22 protein-coding genes are annotated in these 24172 nt (G+C 56.6%); 4 read left to right on the top strand and 18 right to left on the bottom strand.

What is annotated here, in order from left to right; all coding sequences use genetic code 11:
• Nucleotides 1-81: 81 nt before the first annotated feature.
• From C7476_RS14450 to pcaD, 10 genes are all read right to left on the bottom strand, one after another.
• Nucleotides 82-804 (bottom strand): ABC transporter ATP-binding protein, encoded by a 723-nt coding sequence (locus C7476_RS14450; protein WP_114430607.1) that lies wholly within the window; start codon nt 802-804, stop codon nt 82-84.
• Nucleotides 782-1543 (bottom strand): ABC transporter ATP-binding protein, encoded by a 762-nt coding sequence (locus C7476_RS14455; protein WP_114430608.1) that lies wholly within the window; start codon nt 1541-1543, stop codon nt 782-784. The genes C7476_RS14450 and C7476_RS14455 overlap by 23 nt, the downstream gene beginning before the upstream one ends.
• A complete protein-coding gene (locus C7476_RS14460) occupies nt 1540-2538 on the bottom strand; it encodes a branched-chain amino acid ABC transporter permease (RefSeq protein ID WP_114430609.1) in 999 nt (332 codons plus the stop codon). Before C7476_RS14460 ends, C7476_RS14455 begins: the two co-directional genes overlap by 4 nt.
• Nucleotides 2535-3398, bottom strand: coding sequence for a branched-chain amino acid ABC transporter permease (locus C7476_RS14465; protein WP_114430610.1), 864 nt, complete (start codon nt 3396-3398; stop codon nt 2535-2537). Before C7476_RS14465 ends, C7476_RS14460 begins: the two co-directional genes overlap by 4 nt.
• A gap of 21 nt (nt 3399-3419) precedes the next feature.
• Nucleotides 3420-4592 (bottom strand): ABC transporter substrate-binding protein, encoded by a 1173-nt coding sequence (locus tag C7476_RS14470; protein WP_114430672.1) that lies wholly within the window; start codon nt 4590-4592, stop codon nt 3420-3422.
• Between the two features lie 183 nt (nt 4593-4775).
• A complete protein-coding gene (locus C7476_RS14475; protein ID WP_114430611.1) occupies nt 4776-5831 on the bottom strand; it encodes a 3-carboxy-cis,cis-muconate cycloisomerase in 1056 nt (351 codons plus the stop codon).
• Between the two features lie 3 nt (nt 5832-5834).
• On the bottom strand, nt 5835-6449 hold the full coding sequence (gene pcaG / locus C7476_RS14480; RefSeq protein WP_114430612.1) for a protocatechuate 3,4-dioxygenase subunit alpha: 615 nt from the start codon (nt 6447-6449) through the stop codon (nt 5835-5837).
• Entirely contained in the window at nt 6449-7189 is a 741-nt protein-coding gene (gene pcaH, locus C7476_RS14485) for a protocatechuate 3,4-dioxygenase subunit beta (protein WP_114430613.1), read from the bottom strand. Before pcaH ends, pcaG begins: the two co-directional genes overlap by 1 nt.
• A gap of 13 nt (nt 7190-7202) precedes the next feature.
• Entirely contained in the window at nt 7203-7610 is a 408-nt protein-coding gene (gene pcaC / locus C7476_RS14490) for a 4-carboxymuconolactone decarboxylase (RefSeq protein WP_114430614.1), read from the bottom strand.
• Nucleotides 7607-8413, bottom strand: coding sequence for a 3-oxoadipate enol-lactonase (pcaD, locus tag C7476_RS14495; RefSeq protein ID WP_114430615.1), 807 nt, complete (start codon nt 8411-8413; stop codon nt 7607-7609). Before pcaD ends, pcaC begins: the two co-directional genes overlap by 4 nt.
• A gap of 97 nt (nt 8414-8510) precedes the next feature.
• Between pcaD and pcaQ the strand changes: the two genes are divergently transcribed.
• Nucleotides 8511-9434 carry a pca operon transcription factor PcaQ gene (gene pcaQ / locus C7476_RS14500; protein ID WP_114430616.1) on the top strand — a complete coding sequence of 308 codons (924 nt, stop codon included), beginning with the start codon at nt 8511-8513 and terminating at the stop codon, nt 9432-9434.
• Here the strand turns inward: pcaQ and C7476_RS14505 are convergent.
• On the bottom strand, nt 9431-10186 hold the full coding sequence (locus C7476_RS14505) for an IclR family transcriptional regulator (RefSeq protein WP_114430673.1): 756 nt from the start codon (nt 10184-10186) through the stop codon (nt 9431-9433). The genes pcaQ and C7476_RS14505 overlap by 4 nt on opposite strands.
• Nucleotides 10187-10309: 123 nt before the next feature.
• On the opposite strand from C7476_RS14505, the gene C7476_RS14510 reads away from it, so the two are divergent.
• The 3 genes from C7476_RS14510 to pcaF are packed head-to-tail and all read left to right on the top strand — an operon-like array spanning nt 10310 to nt 13160.
• The gene (locus C7476_RS14510) at nt 10310-11170 is read left to right on the top strand and encodes a CoA transferase subunit A (protein ID WP_114430617.1); all 861 of its coding nucleotides are present in this window, start codon (nt 10310-10312) and stop codon (nt 11168-11170) included.
• Between the two features lie 11 nt (nt 11171-11181).
• Nucleotides 11182-11955 (top strand): CoA-transferase subunit beta, encoded by a 774-nt coding sequence (locus tag C7476_RS14515; RefSeq protein ID WP_114430618.1) that lies wholly within the window; start codon nt 11182-11184, stop codon nt 11953-11955.
• Nucleotides 11955-13160, top strand: coding sequence for a 3-oxoadipyl-CoA thiolase (gene pcaF / locus C7476_RS14520; RefSeq protein ID WP_114430619.1), 1206 nt, complete (start codon nt 11955-11957; stop codon nt 13158-13160). Before C7476_RS14515 ends, pcaF begins: the two co-directional genes overlap by 1 nt.
• Before the next feature lie 52 nt (nt 13161-13212).
• Here the strand turns inward: pcaF and C7476_RS14525 are convergent, their stop codons facing one another.
• The 7 genes from C7476_RS14525 to C7476_RS14555 all read right to left on the bottom strand — a co-directional run bounded on the left by C7476_RS14525 (nt 13213) and on the right by C7476_RS14555 (nt 24151).
• Nucleotides 13213-14982, bottom strand: a complete 1770-nt coding sequence (locus C7476_RS14525) for a CDC27 family protein (RefSeq protein ID WP_114430620.1) — start codon at nt 14980-14982, stop codon at nt 13213-13215.
• A complete protein-coding gene (locus tag C7476_RS14530; RefSeq protein ID WP_114430621.1) occupies nt 14979-15818 on the bottom strand; it encodes a glycoside hydrolase family 16 protein in 840 nt (279 codons plus the stop codon). The genes C7476_RS14525 and C7476_RS14530 overlap by 4 nt, the downstream gene beginning before the upstream one ends.
• Complete coding sequence (locus C7476_RS14535; protein WP_114430622.1) at nt 15815-17155, bottom strand: polysaccharide pyruvyl transferase family protein; 1341 nt, start codon at nt 17153-17155, stop codon at nt 15815-15817. Before C7476_RS14535 ends, C7476_RS14530 begins: the two co-directional genes overlap by 4 nt.
• Nucleotides 17156-17157: 2 nt before the next feature.
• The gene (locus C7476_RS14540) at nt 17158-20028 is read right to left on the bottom strand and encodes a glycosyltransferase (protein ID WP_114430623.1); all 2871 of its coding nucleotides are present in this window, start codon (nt 20026-20028) and stop codon (nt 17158-17160) included.
• Between the two features lie 5 nt (nt 20029-20033).
• The gene (locus C7476_RS14545) at nt 20034-21563 is read right to left on the bottom strand and encodes a DUF6212 domain-containing protein (protein ID WP_114430624.1); all 1530 of its coding nucleotides are present in this window, start codon (nt 21561-21563) and stop codon (nt 20034-20036) included.
• Nucleotides 21564-21822: 259 nt separating this feature from the next.
• The gene (gene galE, locus C7476_RS14550) at nt 21823-22842 is read right to left on the bottom strand and encodes a UDP-glucose 4-epimerase GalE (RefSeq protein ID WP_114430625.1); all 1020 of its coding nucleotides are present in this window, start codon (nt 22840-22842) and stop codon (nt 21823-21825) included.
• A 121-nt stretch (nt 22843-22963) separates the two neighbouring features.
• Nucleotides 22964-24151 (bottom strand): polysaccharide pyruvyl transferase family protein, encoded by a 1188-nt coding sequence (locus C7476_RS14555; RefSeq protein ID WP_114430626.1) that lies wholly within the window; start codon nt 24149-24151, stop codon nt 22964-22966.
• Nucleotides 24152-24172: the final 21 nt, after the last annotated feature.

A 24172-nucleotide genomic window follows, 5' to 3' on the forward strand; every position in this document is an offset into this window, starting at 1 on the left:
CCACAATCGAATGCAACCTGATGTGGAGAAGCACCCCTGCACCGCCACATTCTTTCCACAATTCCTCCAGTGGAGGCGAAATCAACGCGGAACGCTCGCCACGCCGAGCAATTGATCGACCGTGTCTCGATCGCCCGCCAGTTGGTCCGATGAACCATCCCATACGATGCGGCCGCGTTCGAGAATGATCACCCGTTCGGCAAAATCGAGAGCGCTCTGGATGCGCTGTTCGACGAGCAGGATGGTCATCTCGCCGCTCGAGGCGAGTTGCGAAAACGCCGCCATCAGTTCCTCGCATATGACGGGCGCCAGCCCCTCCAGGGGCTCGTCGAGCAGCAGCACAGTCGGCTTGCCGAGAATGGTGCGGGCGGTCGAGAGCATCTGCTGTTCGCCCCCGGAAAGCTTTGCCCCGGAATTCGCCCGCCGCTCGTAGAGTCGCGGGAACATGTCGTAGGCCTCCTGCAACGCACTACGCGGCCGTCCCTTCAACCCGACGAAAAGATTCTCTTCGACAGTCAGCGATGGAAAGATACTGCGTGATTGCGGTACGAAGCCAAGCCCGCTCCAGGCCCGGGCAGAGCTTTCCATATGGGTAAGGTCCGCATCGCCGAGTTTGATCGTGCCGTCATAGCGCCGTGTCTGCCCCGCCAGCGTTGCAAACAATGTCGTCTTGCCGACGCCGTTTCGTCCAAGCACCGCGATGCGCGCACCAGCCTCGGCGGTGAAGGAAATATCTTCGAGGACCCGCGTTGGGCCATAACCGGCGCTCAGACCTTTGACTTCAAGCCGCGCTGCCATTGGCATACCCTCCGAGATAGGCCTCGCGTACCCGCGCGTCATTCGTCGCATCGCCTGGAAGACCGTCGAAGATGATTTCACCGGCCGCCAGCACGATCACCCTCTTGGCAAACCGAAAAACCAGATCCATGTCATGCTCGATCATCAGCACCGCGAGATCGGCCGGCAGTTGCGCCAATGCATTCTCGATCAGGAACGTATCGCTGTGCGGCACGCCCGCGGCCGGTTCGTCGAGCAACAGCACCTTCGGTCGAAGCGCCAGCGCCAGCGCAATTTCCAGAAGGCGCTGTTGCCCATAGGCGATCTCGCTGACCGGAACCCGCCCGAGTGCCGTCAGATTGAGCGTCTCCAGAGTTTCATAGGTTTCACGCATCACGTCCGGCATGGCCTGAAAGGAACCCGCCATTCGGCCGGACTTTCCTTGCCGCTGCAGGATCGCCAGCGCGACATGCTCTTCGGGGGTCATCTCCGCAAAAAGCCGTGTCACCTGAAACGAGCGAACCAACCCGGCGCGCACGCGCCTCATCGGATTGAATCGCGAAATGTCTTCGCCGCCCATCAGGACCTGTCCGGAGTCCGGACGCAAATGGCCGGTTACCAGATTGACGAAGGTGGTTTTCCCGGCGCCGTTCGGGCCGATCAGCGCCACGCGGTCACCCTTGCCCAGCGACAGCGAGACATCGCGCGTAACGTTCAACCCGCCAAAGGCCTTCTGGAGATGATCTACCTCGAAGAGTGGACTCATTTGCCGCCCCGCCTGTATCGCTCAAGGAGGGTCGCGGCCGTCCCATAAAGCCCCTTGGGCGCAAACAACACCACGGCAATCAGCAGTGCGCCGACGATCGTCAGCCAATGGAACGGGTTGGCGGCAGAGACCAGATCTTCGATCCAGACAAAAGCTATCGTGCCGATCAGTGCTCCGTAAAGCGAGCCCACGCCACCGAGAACCAGCATGACGAGCGCTTCGGCGGAATTGGTGAAGCTCAGGCTGTCGAGGCCGACGACCTGTGTCGATACCGCATTGAAGGCGCCGCCGACACCCGCGACCAACCCCGAGATCACATACATCTTGATCAGGGTGAGCTTGACCGAGGCGCCCATTGCACTGACCCGAACAGGATCCTGCCGGATACCCCGACAAAGCATGCCGAAGGGTGACCGGACCAGAATGCGCAGGAGTATGAATACAAGGAGGAGCAGGACGATACCAAAGACGTAGGCGGTGCGGCCCCAGAGATCGAACTCGAAGACTCCGAGGACGGGATCGGGCGAGATGCCGGAGAGGCCATCGCTGCCCCCGGTGTATTCCGATGCCTTGTTGGCCGCCTCGTGGAACAAATGGATGATGGCGATGGACAGCACAAGCTGGGCGAGGCCGTGTCCGCGCAGGATGACGATGCCCGAAATCAGCCCCGCCAAAGCCCCGCCAACTGCGCCGATGGCGATCATGGTGATCGGTTCGGTGATCCCGAAATGTGCCGCCGCGATTCCGGCCGCATAGGCGCCGCTGCCGAAGAGTGCGGCATGACCGAGCGTCGCAACACCGCAATATCCGGTCACCAGATCGAGCGACAGGACCAGCAGCATGATCGCGATCATGCGCGTCAGCAGCGCCAGATTGTTGGGAAACAGGAAGTATCCGGCTATGGCCGCAACCAATATGACGGCGATGCCAATGAGGTCGCGCTGCCAGCCCCTGTTTTGGGCAGGCATTGCAGTAACAGATGCCTCTGCGCTCATTTGGCTCTTCCCATCAGACCGCGTGGAAACACCCAGACGATGGCGATCACCGCGAGATAGAAAAAGAACTCACCATATTCCGGCACGAGATAGCGTCCCGTCGTATCGACGGCCCCGAGCAGCAGGCAGGCGATCAGCGCGCCGGAAATGGAACCCGCACCGCCGACCGAAACGACGACAAGAAACGTCACCATGTAGCGCAGGGCATAATAGGGTTCGACCGGCAGCAGTTCCGCACCGATCACCCCGCCAAAGGCTGCAAGACCAACGGCAAGCGCGAAACTTGCCGCATAGACGATTTTGGTGCGAACGCCGAGCGCCGCCGCCATCGCCGTATTGTCCACCGAGGCGCGCAGTTTGACACCGAAGGACGTGCGCTCGATCAGATACCAAAGCCCCAACGCAACAACCACACCGCAGCCGATGGCAAAGAGCTTGTGAGCCGCGATGGTACGGAAACCGATATCGACGGGACCTTGCAGTCCGGCGGGGAGGGGGATCGTCTTCAGCGTCGGACCGAACACGTAATTGGCAAGGCCGATAATGCAAAAGGTGATGCCGATGGTCATCAGCACCTGCGTCAGCTCCGGTGCGCCATAAATCCGCCGGTAGAGAAAACGTTCCAGCGGAACGGCAATGATGATCGTGCCAAGCACGGCAATCACGATCGCCAGGCCATAGCCAAGCCCGAGATCGCGCGCCGCATAGGAAGCGATATAGCCGCCGATCATGGCGAATGCGCCGTGGGCGAGGTTGATCACCCGCATCAGGCCCATCGTCACCGACAGGCCAATCGAGATGACGAACAGGATCATCCCGTAGGCCAGGGCATCGACGCCAATGCTGAAGAACGTCTGCATCAGATCATTCCGGTTTTGGGACTACTTTGCAGCAGCCAATCCCGGATCCGGCTGCTTCTCAAACGTCTTGATTTCCTTGTTGAAGTAGACGCCGTCAGCACCCTTCGAAACTTCACGCAGATAAATGTTCTGGGTTATGTGGCGCGTGTCGGGATCGATGGAGACCGGACCGCGCGGGCTTTCCCAGGTGAGGCCTTTGACCGCATCGACTGCCTTCTGCGCATCCTGCTTGCCGCCGGTCGCTTCGATCATCTTGCTGATGACATACATGCCATCATAGGCGCTGACGGCCGGGAACGATAACTCGGCCGGGTTGCCGATCGCCTTCTGGGCGGCGGCGACAAATGCCTTGTTTTCGGGTGAATTGTGCGCCAGCGAATAATGGAACGTCGTCAGGATGCCGAGGCCCGCATCGCCAATCGCCGGCAGATCCGACTCCTGTGTCAGGTCGCCCGGCGCGAGAAACTGGATGCCCGCCTGCTTCAGGCCGTTCTCGTTATAGGCCTTGACGAACCCGAGCGTGGTTGGACCCGACGGCAGGAAGGCAAAAACCGCCTGTGCCCCGGAGTTGCGCACCCGCTGCATCACCGGGCTGAAATCATTGGTCGACAGCGGCATGCGGATCGATTCGACAACCTTGCCGCCTTCTTTCTCGAAGGTCGTCTTGAACGCGTTCTCCGCATCGACACCCGGGCCGTAATCGCTGACGACTGTAATTGCCTTCTCCACACCGCGTTCGCGCGCGATCTTCGCCATCGGCGCAGAGGTCTGCCATGTGGTGAATGAAGTGCGGACAACCAGCGGGCTCTTGGTGACGATGGCCGACGTCGCCGCGTTCATGATGACCATCGGCACATTCGCCTGCTTGAGCAGCGGCGTGACCGCCATGGCGTCCGGGGTGAAATAAAAGCCGGCGAGATATTGCACGCCTTCCTTGACCACCAGTTCCTGCGCCAACGCTTTGGACTGGGCCGGGTCGGCTTGCGGCACATCCCGGTAGAGGATTTCAATCGTGTTCTCGCCGATCTTGTCACCATGGGTTGCAATGTAGGCGTCGATGCCCGCCTTGAAATTTTTGCCCTGAATTGCGAATGGTCCCGAGAAGGGACCGACAACGCCGATCTTGATGACTTCGGCATAGGCACCTGCACTCATCAGAATTGATGCGGCGACGGCCAGAATGAGCTTTTTCATGGTTCCTCCCTCAATCGAAAACTGCTTTTTCAGAACATTGCACACGCCCCGCGGTTTCCGAAGCAGGAATGAAACGAAAAGATGCAATTCTCACACAAGACCGAGCGATTCCTATGTAAGAAATGTCGATTCTGGCGCAAGATTTTCCACTCTCAATTGCATTTTAGTTGCGTGTGGTTGAAATCACGCCTTGCCAAGGCTCTCAATCGAACCAAGCAACTTGCTGGCCGAGCGCAGCGCGGTCGTTGTCGTTGCAACCATGGAGGGCAATATCATCCACTCCAAAGTCCATGCGGCACCCGAACGTTCCTGCTCGTGGATCAAGGCGTGGTGCATGCCGGAAACCTGCGTGGCATTGTAGCGGGCGAGCGCAACCAGAAGTTCAGCAAGGACCGGATTTCGCTTGTGCGGCATCGCCGACGACTTGCCGCCCCCGCTCAATTTGAGCTCGGTCGAGCCTTGAGCCAGTAGTGCAATATCCTGGCCAATTTTGCCAAGCGAACCGGAAATCAGCGATAAAAAGTCAGCAAACTCAACGAGAATGTCGCGCTGACTGTGCCATTGCGGCGTATCGTGAAGGCCAAGCACCGCCGCCATTCGATTGCGAACCGCTGGTCCTTTATCCCCCAGTTTCTCCAGCGTTCCTGCCGCGCCGCCGAACTGGATCACCGGGAAATCGAGCTTCAATATGTCCAAGCGCTTGCGATGACGCAGCAGCGGCGCACGCCAGGATTCGATACGGTCCCTGACTGTTATCGCAATGGCAGCCTGCATACGGGTATACCCCATCAAGCCATTGTTCCCAAACGTCTTTTCAAGTTGATCCAGATCGGCGATGATATCGGACAATCCGGTTTCGAGGCGTGTCATTACCGGCTTCAGCCGGATCATCAGGCCCGTGTCGATGACGTCCTGGCTGGTCGCCCCGAGATGCAGGGACGCGCGGTGCTCTAACGGAATAGTCTCGCGTAATTGCCGGATAAGTTCCGGGATGACGACACCGTCCAATGCGACCGCCGATTTGAGCGCGGCTATATCGGGCGAGAAAGCCCGGCACGCCTTTTCGATCGCCTCGGCGGCCGCGTTTTCTATAATATTTTCAGCAGCTTGCGCCTTGGCGAGAGCGATTTCGAACTGAAGCATTGCCGCAATATCGCTCTCCGCCGAGAACCATTGCGCTGCCTCTTCGTCGCCGATCAAACCGGACAGAAATGGATGATCGAAAGGAGAAATACTCATGGCCTATACATCGAAAAAGATGGTTTCCTTGTCGCCTTGCAGATAGATATCAAAGACATAGCTCGATCCATCGCGTTTCGCGATCAGCGTCGGGACGCGATTGCGATGCTCGATACGTTGCAGGATCGGGTCCTTGTCATTCGCCTCTTTCTCGTCGTCGAAATAGATCCGCGTCTGCAACCCTATGTTGATCCCCCGCGCCACGATCCAGACCGTGACATGCGGCGCCATCATACGCCCGTCCTTGAAGGGAACCTGTCCCGGCTTCACGGTTTCGAAGCGATATTCGGCCGTTTCCATGTCCGTCGGACAGCGTCCCCACCCGGTAAAATTGGGATCGGCGCTCCCGCGCAACTCGGATGGACTGTTGTAAAGCCCCTTGCTGTCGGCCTGCCATATCTCAAGCAAGGCGTCACGCAATGGCGTTCCGGTGCCGTCGAAAACCCGACCTCGCAGGCTAATTCGCTCGCCCAGTGTCTTGTCATTGACCATGGAGATGCCAAGATCGTTCTCGTAAACGCCTGTAATCTCAGCAAAATTCGGCGTGCAGCCGATGTGGACGTAAGGTCCGGCCGTCTGTGATGGCGTTTCCTTGAGGTAGCCCAATTGTTGCACCATCAGTTGCCCTCCATGCGGTTCTCGAACAGGGTCGAGCGGCGGCCGCGCAACACGATGTCGAATTTATAGGCGCGTGCATCCATCGGAATGGTGTTGTTCATATCGAGCGCCGCGATGAGCTGTTCTATCGCTGCCTTGTCCGGAATGGATTTGACGATCGGGCAGTTCCAGATCATCGGATCGCCCTCGAAGTACATCTGGGTGATCAACCTCTGCGCGAAACCATGGCCGAAAACCGAGAAGTGGATATGCGCCGGGCGCCAGTCATTCACGCCGTTCGGCCAAGGGTATGCGCCCGGCTTGACCGTGCGAAATCGGTAGTAGCCGTCATCGTCTGTGATCGTCCGACCGCACCCGCCAAAATTGGGATCGAGCGCCGCAAGATATCCCTCGCGCTTGTGCCGGTAGCGTCCGCCGGCATTGGCCTGCCAGAATTCCAGGAGTGCGCCGGCAACACCCTTGCCGCGCTCGTCTACAACTCTGCCGTGAACAATAATGCGCTGCCCGATCGCGCTCTCGCCGGGCTTCGCATAATTGTAGATAAGATCGGCGTCGAGCTCGCCCAGCATCGAATGGCCGAACACCGGCCCGGTGATCTCCGATAGCGTATTGTCAAATGAAATCAACGCTCTCTGCGGCGAACGCACGACGCTCGTCTTGTACTCTGGCGTATAGGCGGGCGGATGCCACTGCCTGTCCCGCTGAAAGAATGCGCCGGTTTCCGGCTTCCTGTTGGACATTGTCTGCCTCCCGTCAGGCTGTCTTTTCTGCCGCAGCTAGGTCTTTATAGACCTGCTTCGCCAGTTTAATCGCATGGTTGGCCGCTGGAACACCCGCGTAGATTGCAACGTGCAGAAGCGCCTCGCAAATATCGTCCTGGGTCGCGCCCGTGTTGGCGGTCGCCTTGATATGCATGACCAGTTCCTCGTCCTGGCCCAATGCCGCCAACAGCGCGATGGTTACAATCGAGCGCTGCCGCTTTGTCCAGCCCGGCCGCGACCAGACATGACCCCAAGCAGCTTCAGTGATAAGCTCTTGAAATGGCTCGTCAAAGTCCGTCTTGTTTGCCTCTGCACGATCGACATGCGCGTCGCCGAGGACAATCCGCCGCGTCGCCATGCCTTCGGCATAGCGATGGGAAGGAACGTCTGCAGGCGTCATGCTTTCTCTCCAAGTTGGAACTCGTCGATGAATGCTCGTATCACCGCCGTCAGCGCTTCCGGTTGCTCCACGCATGGGATATGTCCGGCATCCTTGATCACCTCGTAACGTGAACGGGGAATGAGCTTCGCCAGCGAAAGCACAACTTCCGGTGGCGTCGACCCATCCTGATCCCCGACGACGCAAATAGTCGGGACCGTGATGCGCGAGGCTTCGGTTGTAAAATCGGCATCGCGCAACGCAGCACACGTCCCGATATACCCTCCGATGGCCTGGCGGGTCAGCATATTGCGATACCCGGCAAGTTCGTCGCGACGCTGCTTGTGGAAGGGAGGAGTGAACCATTTTTCGAGCACACCATCCGCAATCGCTTCAATGCCCCCTTGCTCAAGCGCCACGATGCGTGCAGTCCACATCTCCGCCGAGCCGATCTTATGGGCAGTATCGCAAAGGATAAGTGCACGCACCAGATCCGGCCGCGCCGCATAGAGCCCTTGTGCCACCAGCCCGCCAACCGACAGGCCACAGATAATCGCGTTCCTGACCTCGAGATAATCAAGGAGGCCTGCAATGTCAGCGGTGTGATCATTAATGGAATACGGTGTCGTACCAATATCCGAGAGACCATGTCCGCGCATGTCATATGTCACGATGGCGACATCGCCGACGAGCCGCAGAATGACATCGCGCCAGATACGGAAGTCGGTCCCGAGCGAATTGGCAAAGACCAGCACAGGCTTGCCTTCCGGCGCGCCGATTAATTGGTAGTGCAGAGCTACACCGTTGATCGAAACGAATTGCACAGAAGCCTCCCATTCAATAAACCACGTTGGATTATCCAACTGGTTAGGTAAAATGATATTTTATCGCATTCTCTTAACTGATGGGTTATGAAATGCCATGATCGACAGCCGCATCAAGTTTCGCCACCTGCAAACTTTTCTGGAAGTCGCACGTCAGAAGAGCGTGATGAAGGCGGCAGCTATTCTTCATATCAGTCAACCGGCTGTCACCAAAACAATCCGTGAAATGGAAAGCGAGCTAGGCGTTGCCGTATTCGAACGCGACGGCCGCGGCATCAGGATCACGCGCTATGGCGAGGTGTTCCTGCGCCATGCCGGCGCTGCCATCACGGCATTGCGCCAAGGCATTGATTCCGTTTCCAACGAACGGTCGGGGGAGGGTGTCCACATCCGCATTGGCGCTTTACCGACCGTGTCCACCCGCGTGATGCCGCATGCCATCAGTTTGTTTCTGCAAGAGGAAACACAAAGCCGGATCAAGATTGTTACGGGCGAAAACGCGGTCCTGCTGGAGCAGCTTCGGCTTGGCGATCTCGATCTCGTTGTTGGCCGACTTGCAGCCCCTGAGAAAATGACGGGATTCTCCTTCGAACATCTCTATTCCGAGCAGGTGGTTTTCGCCGTCAGCGCCAGCCATCCGCTCTTGAATTCACAAGAGGATATTTTTTCGCTTCTCGCCGAATTTCCCGTTCTCATGCCAACCAAGGCATCTATTATCCGGCCCTTCGTCGACCGCTTTCTCATCGCCAATGGGGTGGCCACTCCGCCTATCCAGATCGAGACGGTATCCGACGCGTTTGGCCGCGCCTTTGTTCGCTCCAGTAACGCGGTCTGGATTATCTCATCGGGCGTCGTCGCCGATGATGTTGACGATGGGAGTTTGGCGCTTTTACCGATAGACACAAGCGAAACGCGCGGACCGGTAGGTCTCACGATGCGTGCTGACATAACGCCGTCACTACCACTGATGATCCTGATGCAGACTATCCGCGAGGCAGCAATAGAAGCATCAACTACCTAGACCAATAAGCCCGCAAGCGTATCGCGAGTTGATTGCATCACCGGTAGATAGGTTGTGACCATTTCATCAACAGTAACCCTCGGTGCCTGCGCACCGACGTTAAGGGCGGCAATGGTGGTACCCCGCATATTGCGCACCGGGATGGCAATCGAGCAGAGACCAATCTCCAATTCCTGATCGATGACGGCATATCCCTGCTCGCGTATCAGTTGCAGCTCCGCCATCAAGTCGGCAATCGTCGTTTTTGTATTCGGCGTATTCGCTTTGCGGTTGCTATTCTCCAGAACACGCTTCGCATCGCCCTCATTCATCGCGGCAAGCAAGACTCGCCCCATGGACGAGCAATAGGCGGGCAGGCGGCTTCCGGGATTGAGATTGATCGACATTACCCGCTTATGCGAAGCCCGGGCGATATAGACGATCTCATTACCATCGAGGACGGAAGCCGATGCGCTTTCGCCGGTCTTTTCCGACAGTTGATCGAGAAAAGGTTGCAGCAGGCGGGGCAGGGGCGTGGATGTGAGATAGGAATGGCCGAGACGCAGTATTCGCGGCGACAGCGAGAAGAATTTGCCGTCATAGTCGGCATAGCCGAGTTGCGCCAAGGTCAAGAGACAGCGCCGGGCGGTTGCACGTTCGAGGCCGGTGATCCTCGAGATATCCGTGATTGAAAGACGCGGATTTGCCGCGTCGAATGCCTCGATTACCGAGAGGCCCTTGGCAAAACCGCTGATGAAGTCTGTGTCTCGCATGGGCAAAATATGGCACGTTTTGTGCGTTATACGAACAAAAATCATATAACGCACAAATAAATTGACCTTTGAGCCAATGAAGCACTAATCAAAAGATGAGGAATTCGGGACAGGGAGAGAAATGTGGCGCGGATTTGCACGCTTTCCGAAGCGATTGAAGAAAATGTCAGGGACGGCGATTCCATTGCAATGGAAGGGTTCACGCACCTGATCCCTTATGCGGCTGGCCACGAAATCATCCGGCAGGATCGCAAGGAGCTTTTTCTCATCCGGATGACGCCAGATCTGATCTACGACCAGTTGATCGGCGTGGGCGCAGCACGCGGTATGAAATTCTCCTGGGGCGGCAATCCAGGGGTTGGCTCGTTGCACCGTTTTCGCGATGCAGTCGAGAACCAATGGCCACGCCCGCTCGAAATCGAGGAGCATTCGCACGCCGCCATGGCAAACGCCTATGAGGCTGGGGCAGCAAACCTGCCATTCGCCATGCTCCGCGGCTATATCGGTGCGGATCTAGCGAAGGTTAATCCGAACATCAAATCAATCACCTGCCCGTTCACCGGCGAAGTTCTTGCGGCGGTCCCGTCCATTCGACCTGACGTGTCGATTATCCACGCCCAGCGCGCGGACCGCAAAGGCAATGTGCTGATCGAAGGCATCTCCGGCGTTCAAAAAGAAGCGGTACTTGCGGCCAAACGCTCGATCGTTACGGTCGAAGAAATCGTTGATGAACTGAATCCGCCGTCGCCCAACGCGGTGGTTCTGCCGACGTGGGCCGTCAGTTCGGTTGTTCATGTGCCAGGTGGTGCGTTTCCGTCCTATGCGCACGGCTATTATCCGCGCTCCAACGCTTTTTACATTGCCTGGGACAGGATTGCCCGTGACCGCGATAGTTTCACCGCCTGGATCAAGGAGCATGTTCGTGGCGGAAAGCCCGAAGATTTCGCCCGCCATGTCGGCAAGCGTTCTGCAAAAGCAGCGTAAGGAGTATCGTCATGTCGATTGAATTTACACCAACAGAGATGATGACGATCGCTGCAGCCCGCGCTTTGACCAATGATGACGTGTGTTTCGTCGGCATCGGCGCGCCATCGGCAGCCTGCAATGTTGCAAGGCTTACCCACGCACCGGATATCACTCTAATCTATGAAAGCGGCACGATCGGTACGAAGCCAGACGTTCTGCCGCTTTCGATCGGCGATGGTGAATTGTGCGATACCGCCTTGTGCACTGTTTCAGTCCCGGAGATGTTTCGCTACTGGTTGCAGGGCGGACGCATCACCACAGGCTTTCTCGGCGGTGCGCAGATCGACCGGTTCGCCAATCTGAATACAACCGTTGTCGGCGACTATGACAAGCCGAACGTTCGCCTGCCGGGTGGCGGCGGCGCACCCGAAATCGCCAGCAATTGCGGCCAGATCTATATAACCATGGCGCTCAACAAGCGTGGTTTTGTCGACCATCTCGATTTCATCACGTCGATGGGGCACGGAGAGGGCGGCAATCATCGGGCGCGGCTTGGGATGAAAACCAAGGGCCCGACACGCGTCATTACCGACCTATGTATATTTGAGCCCGATGCTGTAACCAGGGAATTAACGGTTGTGTCGATCCATCCGGGTGTGATCCGGGCGACGATTGAAGAGAATTGCGGCTGGCCTGTTCTTTTTGCCGAGACCGTTACGGAAACTCCGGCCCCGACGACAGTCGAAATCTCCGTGCTCCGCGACATCAATGCCCGGACCAAGAAAGCGCATGAGGCCGCCTGATGACCGAAGTTTACATCTGCGATTATATACGCACGCCGATTGGCCGCTTTGGCGGAGCCCTGGCCTCCGTTCGTGCTGACGATCTTGGCGCAATTCCGTTGAAGGCACTGATCCAACGCAATAAAGGTGTCGACTGGGAAGCCATCGACGAAGTGATTTACGGCTGCGCCAACCAGGCTGGCGAAGACAATCGCAACGTGGCGCGCATGGCGCTGCTACTCGCCGGGCTTCCTGTGAGCGTCCCCGGAACAACCATGAACCGCCTGTGCGGTTCGGGTATGGATGCCGTCATCACCGCCGCCCGTGCTGTCAAGGCCGGCGAAATCGAACTTGCGATCGCCGGCGGTGTCGAATCTATGTCTCGTGCCCCTTTCGTAATGCCGAAAGCGGAGAGTGCATTTTCGCGCCATGCGGAAATCCATGACACGACGATCGGCTGGCGTTTCATCAATCCACTGATGCAGCAAGAATATGGCGTCGATTCAATGCCGGAAACTGGCGAGAACGTTGCCGAGGATTTCAATGTATCGCGTGCAGATCAGGATGCTTTTGCCGTGCGATCCCAGCAAAAGGCCGGGGCGGCGATGGCGAACGGACGCCTCGCCCGTGAAATCACGCCGGTCACGATCCCGCAGCGAAAAGGTGATGCAATCATTGTTGACCAGGACGAACACCCGCGTCCCCAAACCACAATCGAGCAACTGGCGAAACTCCCGACGCCGTTCCGCAAAGGCGGGTCGGTTACAGCGGGCAATGCGTCAGGCGTCAACGACGGCGCGGCAGCGCTGATCGTCGCTTCCGAAGCCGCCGCGAAGAAATATGGCCTGACGCCGATTGCCCGTATCGCCGGTGGCGCAACTGCTGGTGTACCGCCCCGTATCATGGGTGTCGGGCCGATCGCAGCCTCGGTGAAGCTCTGTGCCCGGCTTGGCATTTCGCCGAAAGATTTCGATATCATCGAACTCAACGAGGCCTTTGCCTCCCAGGGACTCGCGACGCTTCGGGCGCTTGGCATTGCCGATGATGCAGAGTTCGTCAATCCAAATGGCGGCGCCATTGCGCTGGGTCATCCACTTGGCATGAGCGGTGCCCGCATCACAGGCACAGCCGCGCTGGAACTCAAACTGCGCGGCGCGAAACGTGTACTTGCCACCATGTGCATTGGTGTCGGGCAAGGGATTGCCGTCGCACTTGAGAGGGTTTGATCAGACACTCTGCCGATCCCGAATGGAGGTACGCCTGCCACAATCATTGTCCTTATACAGATTTGGCTGTACCAGCCTGGCGCGTTTTTTGTGCACGTAGCCGCGTTAGGGTATTCTCCGCCCACTGCCAATCCGGCGCAAGTTCGGTGCTTCGAACTGCAGCATCGATAGCTTTGTCGCGTTGCCCATTCACCTCGTAGAGTTGCGATCTCAGCATGTAGACTTCCGCGCGTTCACGTGCTTGGAAGAGTGTTTCGAGCAGACGATCTGTGGCAATCAAACCCTGTTCCGGATTGGTCTTGCTGCGAACGCGAAGATTTGAAAGTTTCAGCAGAGGCCAAGCCCATTCGGGCCGCGCATCGGATGCACGCACAAACGCTTCAGCAGCGTCTTCGATATTGTTCAAAGCTTCATGGCAGCGCCCGAGCAACTGCCAGGCATCGGACGAATCCGGCCGGCGGGCAATGTATTCGCGCAAGGCATCAGTGCAGGGCTCGTATTTCTGTTGCCGGAACAGGACTTGCGCGAGTTGATAATTCCACCAATCAACGCTGCAATCGAATTCGACGGCTTTGCGCAGTTGGGCTTCAGCCTCTTCAGGCTGTTCCAGCCGCATCAGGGTCAAGGCCAGTTGATGCCGCGAGCGCGCATTCCATGGCTCAGAGCTGACCGCACGTTCCGCGTAAATACGCGCCTCATCAAGCTTTTCACCAAGCCGGGACAATTCGACCGAGACCATGTACTGTGCTTCAGGATTGTCCGGATGATGGTTCTTCAGCTCCGCAACAAGATCGGGAGGAATGGCTTTGCCGCTATGTGCGGACAACAGTGCCTGATAGACAGCGCGAACCGGGAAGATGGCAGGTTCGATGCTGGCCGCTTGTTGTGTTGCGAATGCCAAATCTTCCTTCGACAGAAGCTTCAGCTTGGCACGAACCACCGAAGCGTAGGTGAAGTGCGGCGTATCGACGGGTGGCTCGATCAAGAAGCGTTCGACGAATTGCGACAGGACAACATCCGGCTGGTAGGCTTCGATCAACTCACGGTCAAATGATTTGCCGTAGATATAGACGAGCGTGCTGAAACTCTCCTTGAGGAAAGGCAAGAGATTACCGCCAAAGGAATCGCCGAACATCACGCAGCGCGGCAGCGTCGTGTCCTTGTTGACAAAAACCCTGATCCTCCCGCGGTTCGGAATGCGGTTGTCGAAGGCGAGGCGGCCAGCTGCGCCTTCAATGCGGGCGGACAAAGTGGGCGCAGAAACAGGGGGTTCGAACTTGATACCCAGATCACCGACATACGGGACCTCTTCAAACGCCACCCGCGAGCCTTCGACCCGCAGCGGTTCGATGCCACTATTCGAAAGGCCCGCGCAAAAGGCCTGATAGCCAATATAGGCCCCAAATCCGCTCCAGTGCGTATCACTTTTCGGATAGGTTAGGCCTTGCATTTTACCCGCGCGGATTACCTCAAGAGGATAAATGATTTTCCGTGCGCGTTGCGGGCCAAGGGCAGCCATGATCTGGTGGATGGGGCGTTGTTCGGCGATTTCCACCCAGTCCGGAAGTTGTTCCGAATAGACGAGCTCTTTGTTCGGAGCCACGAACATCAGATGTTGGGCACCGACCGAAGCTACATATTGATCGCGTTCGAGGATCAGTTTTTTCCAAGCGTCAACACCCTGCTGATCCAGCAAATGACGGCCAGTGATCTGGTCGATAACGCGATTTGAATCATGATCGAGAAAAATCCAGCCATTTTTGCCCAGGAGATATTTCTTGCTCTTGTCTGCGCGCGACGTGGAAACGAAATCATCACTCATGAACACCTCCAGAGCGGCACGTCCTGCCACTCGCTGTTTTGGAATACGCGAATGCTTTTCACCGAGGTTGCCGCGCCATCCACATCGCCGTCATCTTTACCGGCGAAAGACGCGACCGCGTTGCTGAAGAGAAGCTGCGCAGGCGTGTGCGCGAAGGTGTTTCCAACCTCGTATATTTTCCGGTCATCGAAGAAGAACTGAAACCGGTCCTTGCTCCACAGCATGCCGTAGCGATGGAAGGCATCGGCCAGTTTCAAGCGCGGACGGTAAGTCTTGGATAAAACCTGCCTGTCAGGTAGCCAGCGGCGCGCTGTCACTTGAACCAGATTGGGATACTTGGCTTCTGCCACGTCGAGCTCAAAGCGGGTATCGCCTTCACTCTCGCGCACGGAGGTAAGCCAGAACGCGTTGTTGACACCGGGCTCATTGGCGATCTTCATTTCGCACTCGAAATAACCGTAACATTGGCGAAAATCGCGCGTTCGCACGTATCCGCCGCTGAACGGCCGCTTGTCACTCAACTTGCCCGTGTTGCGGCCAAGTTTCAATGAAAGCCCGGCGCCCGAAATTGCAACATTCCCGGGTATCCGGATGCTCCTGGTCTCTCCGCCGCTGTCACTAACCTTGATCCAGCGTTGATCGAAGGCGGCATTGTCGGTGAAATCATCATTGAACGAGAGTTGCCATTTGCCTCGCGCGCGTTGGAGCGGAACGGGAATATCCGAGCAAAGCGCGTGAGCAAGTGCAGGCCGCGTCAGCAATCCAGCCGAAGCAATTCCCAAGCCTGCGAGGCTCAGGAAGGAACGTCGGCTGAATTGCGCGCGGCTCTGCGTCATACCGCGGCCTTGGCTGGAGCTTCCTTGAGGCTGCGCAGGCTGGTTTCGAGATTCCAGGCACGATTACGCAAGGTTTCCACCTCTCCGGTCATGAAATCGATCTCGCTACGGAACCATGCCACAGCTTCATGGATGTTGTGCGGAACCTGAACCAGATTGGGTACCGAGAGCGGCTTGTCTGCAGGTGCAGCCACAGGCTTTGGCAGCACGTGGTTCAGCTTGTTCTCGGTCAGGAAGCGATGATACTCGGCATAGTTCAGGCGATAAATATGCTGGACTTTGGAGAAGTCCGCTTTTTCGAGCATTTTTTCGAGGTTGATCGGCAGGTAGTCCTCGATCTCGATCGATGGAATTGCAAACAGCGAGGACAATTCCCGAATACGCGAATCATAGGTGAAAAATACCGCCGGAATTCCCTGATGCAGGGCTATGACATTGCCATGTAGCCGGAAACCAACCATCACATCCACATTTGCAGCTGCGTCGGCCGCCCATTCTTCGATATCGAAAAAGGCGCTCATGCGATTGTTAAGCATCTCTTCCGCCTCGGCGTGGCCAAGCAGATTGAACTTGGTGAGGATGGCCTTGATGTTGTCCTGTTTCTCCTTGCCGGAGGAGAAAATAGCAAGCGTCTCTTCGCGTTCGCCCTGCGAGTAGAGTTTGCTCGAAGGACGCTTGGCGACTGCATCGATCAGCGCGCGCTGCATCCGGTTGGTCTTGGTCGCGTTGCTGGCGTAGTCAGCAGAAAGATATTTATTCAGTGTGAGGCCGACGCGGGCAGTTGCCGGATCGATGGATTTGATCGTGATCGAGGGGCGTAAGGAACGGTAAAAGCTCGGGCAGCCAATCACCCGCACATTCTTGATGCCGAGATCGTTGAATATCTCCGCGCTGTAGAAGCCACGAACGCCAATCGTCTCGCATTTGTCGGCGATGACCTTCCACGCCTCGACGGTACCTTTCGGCACGTTGAGCTTCTTGTACTTGCCGGCCTGTGCACCGACACCGATGGCGACGACCGGGCCTTTGAGCTTCTTGAGCAGTGGTACGACATGGGCGAGATCGACGGTTTCCGTCAGATAGTTCGAACCGCGCACGACGGTAGCATCATAAGTTCCGTCTTGCGGCCAGAGCTTTTCGTTACCGGCGTGCGAGAACTGCACGTTCTTGATGTCGTCGTAGGCGAGGGCCTTGAGCGTAGCGTCATAGACGAGAACGTCGCCTGTGTTGATGCCACCCTTGTTGAAGGCCGCCAGTGGGTCCTCAAACTTCAAATAGGCGGACTTGTTGCCAGGCTTGACCGCGGCGCCACCATTCAGAACAAAAAGTTTCTTCATCGTTAGTTCCTCAAATTATGCATGTGGGCTGATCCGGCAGCAGCGATCTGCAGCGGCCTGATTTCGGAAATTTCGTCACGCTGTTTTGGCGCTGCCTCGCGCGGAAACCGTTCGAAAGAGGGTGTCCTCTCAGGCGTGATTGTCGGCGCAGTCTGTTCGACAAGCTTCAGGGTTGTCTCCACCGGGAGGGCGGGAAGCCGGTCAGGGAACCATGACTTCAACTGGTTCACCAACGGTTCGACACTGTGTTCCCACATGAGGGAACCGCCGCGCTCTGCAGCAGCTTCAGAGAGGCGGCGCAATGCAGCGGGATCCTCTGACAATGCCGTGATGATTTCCGTCAGTTCCCGGCTGATAACGTTGTCGTCCGTCGACTCGATCAACAGACCATCGGCACCATGGTCGATGAGTTCGCCGACCGCGCCGACTGACGTGGCGATCGGTACACAACCCAGACGCTGAGCCTCGATAATGGTCAAGGGTGCGCCTTCCCAGCGCGACGGCAACACGACCACGTCGGCCCAGGCGAACGCCTTGTTCAGGTGGCGGCTCGAAAAGACCGGCGGTTCGACGTGAACGCCAACTTCAGCGAAACGTTCTTTCCACGAACCTCCGGCGCCAGCGTCCATGACATCGCTACCAATGATTTTCCAGTCGATCGGTGCTGAGCGCTGGCGCAGGTCGCGAACAGAGGCGAACAATCGCTCGATACCCTTTTGAGCATCGAGCCGTCCCAGGAAAAGAACATTGAGCCTGTCCCGCTGCGGCCTGTTGCGGCGCGCCGCAAGGATAGCTTCCTGCTCCTTGGAAGACAGCGCATAACTCGCGGCATTTTGAATGTGCATGAGTTTGGCATCCGGGACGCCCATACCATGCAACCACTCCGCCATATCCCTGGAGCAGGTCAGGATGGTGTCGTAGACATGCTCGAAGGCGAGCGTGAGGTACGGATGGCCTGCATCGCGTCCCATTTTCGATTTATCGAGTACGTGAACATAGTTCAGCACCTTCATGCCGCGGCGGCGAAGTTCACCGAGCATGGAATTGACCGGGGCCGCCTGATTGTTGATCACGACATCCAGCCCGGCCAGAAAGCCCATGATCAGCTCGGCTTTCGCGGCCTCATCATGGCCCATCAACAAATCATGCCCGGCAAACTGATTGGGACCGCCCCAGAGCGGGTAATCATCTGCGAGGAAGTTAACCGTCTTGAACACGCCGTCGTTTTCGGGAATGCGATTATAAACCGGCTTGCCAAGCAGGAAGAGGTGTACTTCGCAGCCCGCATTCTTCAAAGCTTGCGCCACCGCATAGGCGACTTTTTCGACGCCGCCGAAACTGCCAATGGGCAAAAGGAATCCGACACGCAGCGGATTGGACGCGTGAGCGAGTCTTGGCATTACCGGTCTTGCGCCCACTGCATGCCGCAGCAATTCGAAATAGCGGCTGCGATTGGGGAAATAGACGGAACGCCAGAGCCAGCGGTTTTTTGACTGCAATCGATAGCCGGAATCGCGCAGTGCCCCCAATGTAGCCAGAAGGGCATTGGTTGGCGACAAGGCAGTGCTTTGCATTTCTCGCGACGTGAATGGCCCGCTGATGACGATTTCGATCACATTGGGACTTGGAACCGGCTTGTGCAGTGAGCGCGTCCAATCGTCGGATGCATCATCTGCGCAGGTAGAGAAAATATCGAATGTACACATCCAGCCAAAAGGCTTGTCAGTAAGGGGTTCCGCGTCGCTGATCTTGCGTATGTCAATGCCGACCTTGGCGTTGTTCCGCTCGAAGCGAATGGCGACGAAATGGTGTTTTTGAGCAATCCGCTCGCCCAGCCACAGCAGATTGTGGATCAAGCCGAGGCGGCTCAGAGCCTCTCTGTGTGCCGCCGTCATCCATAATAGAAACGGCGGAACACCGAAGGTTTCCGGTTCGGCCTTAGCGGCCCAGAAACGCGTGACAAAATCTTCCAGGCTGCATTTGGTATGCTCGACTGTCGGATCGGTGAACAAATCCACCGCATACGTACCCATGCCGATCGCAGCATAGCGCGGCGTTTCCTCGTGTTCCCAGGCAAGCAGGGTTTCGGCGGCAAAGAGTTTCTTATGCTTCTGCCGGATGTAGGTCAGAATGCCCTCTCGCGTGCGATTTGAATCGCGCAACATGCTCTCGGCGCGTTGCCGGTATTCGAAACCGAAGAAAGGATAGTTCGCGCCAAGGAAGCCGCGCCCGATCGCTTGCAGCCAGAAGTCCCAGTCCTCAAAACCAGCTTTCATGCTCTCATCGAAACGCACGCCGGCATTGAGCATACGCCGCGAAACCAGACTGCCGGCTTCGCATATATTGTCAAAGGTCAGGTGCAGCAGGCGCGAGTATTGCGTTGTGTAATTTCCATTCCACTCGATGCCAAACTTGTCGATATTCGGATAGATCCAGTCGACCTTGTCGTCCGCCTTCATGAAACCGAGAATGTCGCGGATCGCCGTGGGCGTAATGCGATTGTCGGCGTCGAGAAAATAGACGGCTTCGAGATCCGGGAAATTGCGGAGCGCAAACTCGATGCCGTAGTTGCGGGCTGAACTCAGCCCTCCATTGGCCTTGCGCAGGTAAAAGACGTTTTCATGTGCCAGCGCATAAGTTCGCCCGATTTCGCCGGTTTCCCGATAGGGACAACCATCGTCGATGATCACTGCCGCGATACCGAAAGGCGCTTCCTGCACCAAAACGGATTCGACAGCTTCCGCGAGAAGCACAGAGTGCTTATAGGCCGGAATTAGCACTGCAACCCTGGTCGGCGGTGGACTATCCGGGTCGATCTCGGACGGCAATTGCGTGGCGATCTGTTCTCGGAGACGGCTGATCTGGTCCAGCATGAAAATTATCCGTTGACCATGAGGGTGATATTACGGAATTTCGCCCAAGCGAAGGCGTTGTCTCCCGGATTGTCCTTCATTCGGGTCGCGATGTAGATGTTTTGCCACACGCCAACCTGCTCGGTAATGAAGGCAGTGAGCCGCGGCTCTTCACCCGGTGCAACACTAACCCAACCTGAAAATCCTTCTCCGGCGCCGGGTGTCCGTTGCTCATCGAATAGCTGACGGGCAGTTCGAATGTCGCTCGCAATTACCAGAGCAAAATCGACATCCTTCGATTCTTCATTATCGATGACCGCACTGGACGAGATGCGCAGGATATTGGGCGGGCAGGCCGCTGGTATATGGCCGATCGTTATACCGGTTGACGGCGGATGACAGCCTATAGCCCTTTCCTCGGGCAGAGGGAGAATAGCTGCGAAATCGAACGAAATCTCGTCCGTATTGGATAGGTCCGCGAGCTCGAGGATGCCGGTTGCCATTGGCATTTCCCGAAAGCCGCCGTCTCTAGTGTCCTGGGATTGAGCCGGCAAATAGTTCGCCCAGCTCGGAAGCAGAACACCTGGCATACCGCACCAGATTTGCATGGCAAGGCTGTTCTTCAGTAGCGGTGTGTCGTTTGCCGCATCTCTGACCTGAAACATATCGAGCGGCTGAAGTCCGCCAAGCGACAACAGCGGCATTTCATCGTCCATGCCGTCGATACGAAGGCGCAGGCTCAGCGTCCGCCGCAAGCCGGCAAGCGTTCGCGAGAGGCCCAGATAGTTCCAGCCCTGACCAAGTTTTGAAAGCGGCACCACCCAGCTCTCTACAATACACATGTCTTCCAGCGTCACCAGTTGGGCATGCAGAGTGGTATCGTCACGTTGCATCAGACGTTCGAAATGGATGGCAACGGCACTGACGCCTGCGCTCGCGACTGGGAGGATTTGCGATACGCCTTCGAATGAAGCATCGGCCAGAACGTTGGAACGCGACGAACTGCGGACCGGCTCGTTTGAGAAGGCAAGGTCGAAGGGTTGCAATCCCTGCCGGTCGACAAAGCTCTCGACCGCAGCAAACCTGTTCTGCAAATTGTCATTCAAGGTGCGCAAGGCAAGCAGTTCGCGATTTGACTGCGTGATTTTCCTCGCTTCGAATACCACCAAGCTCGCGAGCTTCTGGATAATCAAACCTGCCGTCTCAATCTCCCTCCCGGCATGCCATTCAAAAACAGTTGGTTCGTCGACTACGCCACGGCTTTTCAACCAGTCGAGCAGCCTCTTTTCCCGGCCCCGATGAACGGGATTGATGAGAACAGCCAGCGTGCACAGGGGCGCCTCATGCATCTCGAATTTTCTCCCGGATGAATCCGACAACATGGCCGCGTCATCCTTGACGCCTTCGAAACCCAGAATTTTTATGGCTTTCGACAGGCCTTCGGGCAGCTCGTCATGGTCAATGCCCATGCGAAGCAGGATCGGTTCCTTCAACAAATCTATTTCTCTCAAAGATTTCGCAACCGGCGAAAGCTTGTACGAAGTCTGAACCGTCATTTCCCTCATCCTTGACCAACCACAGGCGCCGAACCGTGTCTCTATACAAATAGAATGGCAGATTGATGAAGCTTGTCACATAAATATATTGCAGCGCAACACTAAAATATTTGATCGCGTGCGTTTTTATTCTTCACGTAACTTACAATCATTGTAAAAGTAATTTATTTCAAAATTCAAAGTATTTGCTGACTTATTGCATGTTACTATAGCAGCCCCGGCGTTTCGAACGTCGTCGCTGCTATACTCATGGAAATGGCTAGACGGCAATGCGCTTTTCCGGCGCGTCAGCCGCTCTCAACGATTGCAGTTTTCGTTCCCAAGCAAGAGCATCCCCAACGATCAGGTCAAGATCTGCACGCTTGGGTGAGAAACCAAATTCCTTGCAGACCCGATCATTACCAGCCACCAGAATAGCTGGATCACCGGCACGCCGAGGCGCCATGCGCACCGAAAAATCAACGCCCGACACGCGCTTGACCGCATCAATGATCTCAAGCACCGAATAGCCATAACCATAACCGCAATTGGCTGAAGTGCTTTTGCCACCAGCCTCGAGATAATTCAGCGCGCAGAGATGCGCCTGGGCCAGATCGCCAACGTGGATATAGTCGCGGATACAGGTTCCGTCTGCTGTCGGGTAGTCCGTACCGTAAACCTCGATATGAGAGCGTTCACCCGTAGCAGCCTGGCTGGCGATTTTGATCAGGTGGGTTGCGCGCGGAAACGACTGTCCGGAACGCAGCTGCGGATCGGCGCCGGCCACGTTGAAATAGCGCAGCGCAACATAGTTGAAATCCGGATGAGCAGCTGCCGCATCGCGCAACATCCACTCCGTCATGAGTTTTGACGTGCCATAGGGCGAAATCGGTTGATGCGGCATTTCTTCGGTGATTGGCGTCTTCTCGGGCTCGCCATAGACGGCGGCCGTGGACGAAAAAATGAAATGCTCGATACCTTCGGCAATAGCTGCTTCGATCAGCGAACGTGATTGCACCGTGTTGTTCCGGTAATAGAAAAGCGGATCGCGCACGGAATCCGGCACGACGATAGAGCCGGCAAAATGCAGAATCGCGGTCACTCCGTGCGTGCGGATCACATCGCGCACGAGCGCCTGATCGCCGACATCGCCCTCGATGAACGGGACGTCTTCGGGCACCAACCAGGAAAAACCGCAGCTCAAATCATCGAGCACAACAACGGATCGTCCCGCGTCTTTCAATGCGAGCACCATGTGGCTGCCGATATAGCCTGCACCACCTGTAACAAGAACGCTCATTGGGGAAACTCCTGGAATTTCTGTTTGAGGGATTGTTTGTAAGAACCTGGCATTTGCCAATTAGCGAATTTTGGTTAGACCTCCCCAACCTGCTGCGGTCCCCACGAAAGTCGCACTGGCATCATGCGACGCGGCGAACCGAATCTGGCACCTGCTTATCGGTCTCCACCATTTTGTGGTCCACACCGTTTTCCGTCAGAAACAGGTACATTTCGCCATAAGTCCGGTACCAAGCTTGATTATATTTGTCGAAGAGCGCCTGGTCCCAATAGTCCTCCAGCCTGAACTTCCCGCCGCTGAAAATATCGAAACTCGGAATTTGATAGGTCTCGGCAAACTCCACGGTGCGGCTGTCGTAGGTGAAGTAGATAGAAGGCACTCCATTGGCCATGGCCATGAGATTGCCGTGCAACCGATAACCGAGAACGAGTTCTTTTGTCCGGACGAGGCTCTCATAATCGGCGACGACATCGGAATAGAACATGCGTTCGCGGTAGAGCTTTTCCACCGTCTCATCCAGATACCAGTCGGAAGCCCATTTGTTTGCCTTCAGAGCCGCAATCGCTTCCTCTTTCTGGTCATCCGTCCCGAAAACCAGTTTTTTTTCTTCGACTTCGCCCTGGGCCATCAGGGTTGCGTCGAAGCGACCCGCCATTTCCTTGACGAGATCGCGATGAAACGTCAGGTAACGCTCGATATCCTGAGCGTAGGTCGGTGAGACTTCACGCCGGATGGTGATCCCGATATTTCGCACCTCATCAAGCCGCGGCAGTTCTATTCTCATCTCGGGATCGTTGCGGCGGAATGCAGTCGGGCAGCCAATAATCCGAACATTTTTTATGCCGATATCGCTCATGACCTGTGCAGAATAAGCTCCACGCACACCGACCGAAGCCGTCGAGTCCGCTATCACCTTCAGAACTGTCTTCGTTTGGTCGGAGAGTTCCAATTGGCCCTCGACTGGAGCTTGAGCCCCTATGCCAAAGGCAATCACCGGCAACCCGAGCCGCTTCAGAACCGGGATGGCATCGGTCCAGTCCATATGCTGGTGAACATAGTTCGAGCCGCGAAGAATGACGTAGTCATATTCCTCCCGCAGGCGATCGATGTGATCCATGTTCGGATTCATGATCGGCAATTCAGCCTGCTTTTCGTAGTTCATCAATTTCAACGACGAATCGAAGACAAAAGCGTCGCCGATATTATGGTAGTGATCGATACTGCGCTGCACATTGCTGTGCTGATACCAGCGAACGCTATCGTGATCGTAGACCTCGCCCGATGGGATCATTACCAGTACACGTGCCATGGGGTTTCCTTCTCGTGGCGT

It is taken from the genome of Phyllobacterium bourgognense, assembly GCF_003337575.1.
Classification (GTDB): Bacteria; Pseudomonadota; Alphaproteobacteria; order Rhizobiales; family Rhizobiaceae; genus Phyllobacterium; species Phyllobacterium bourgognense.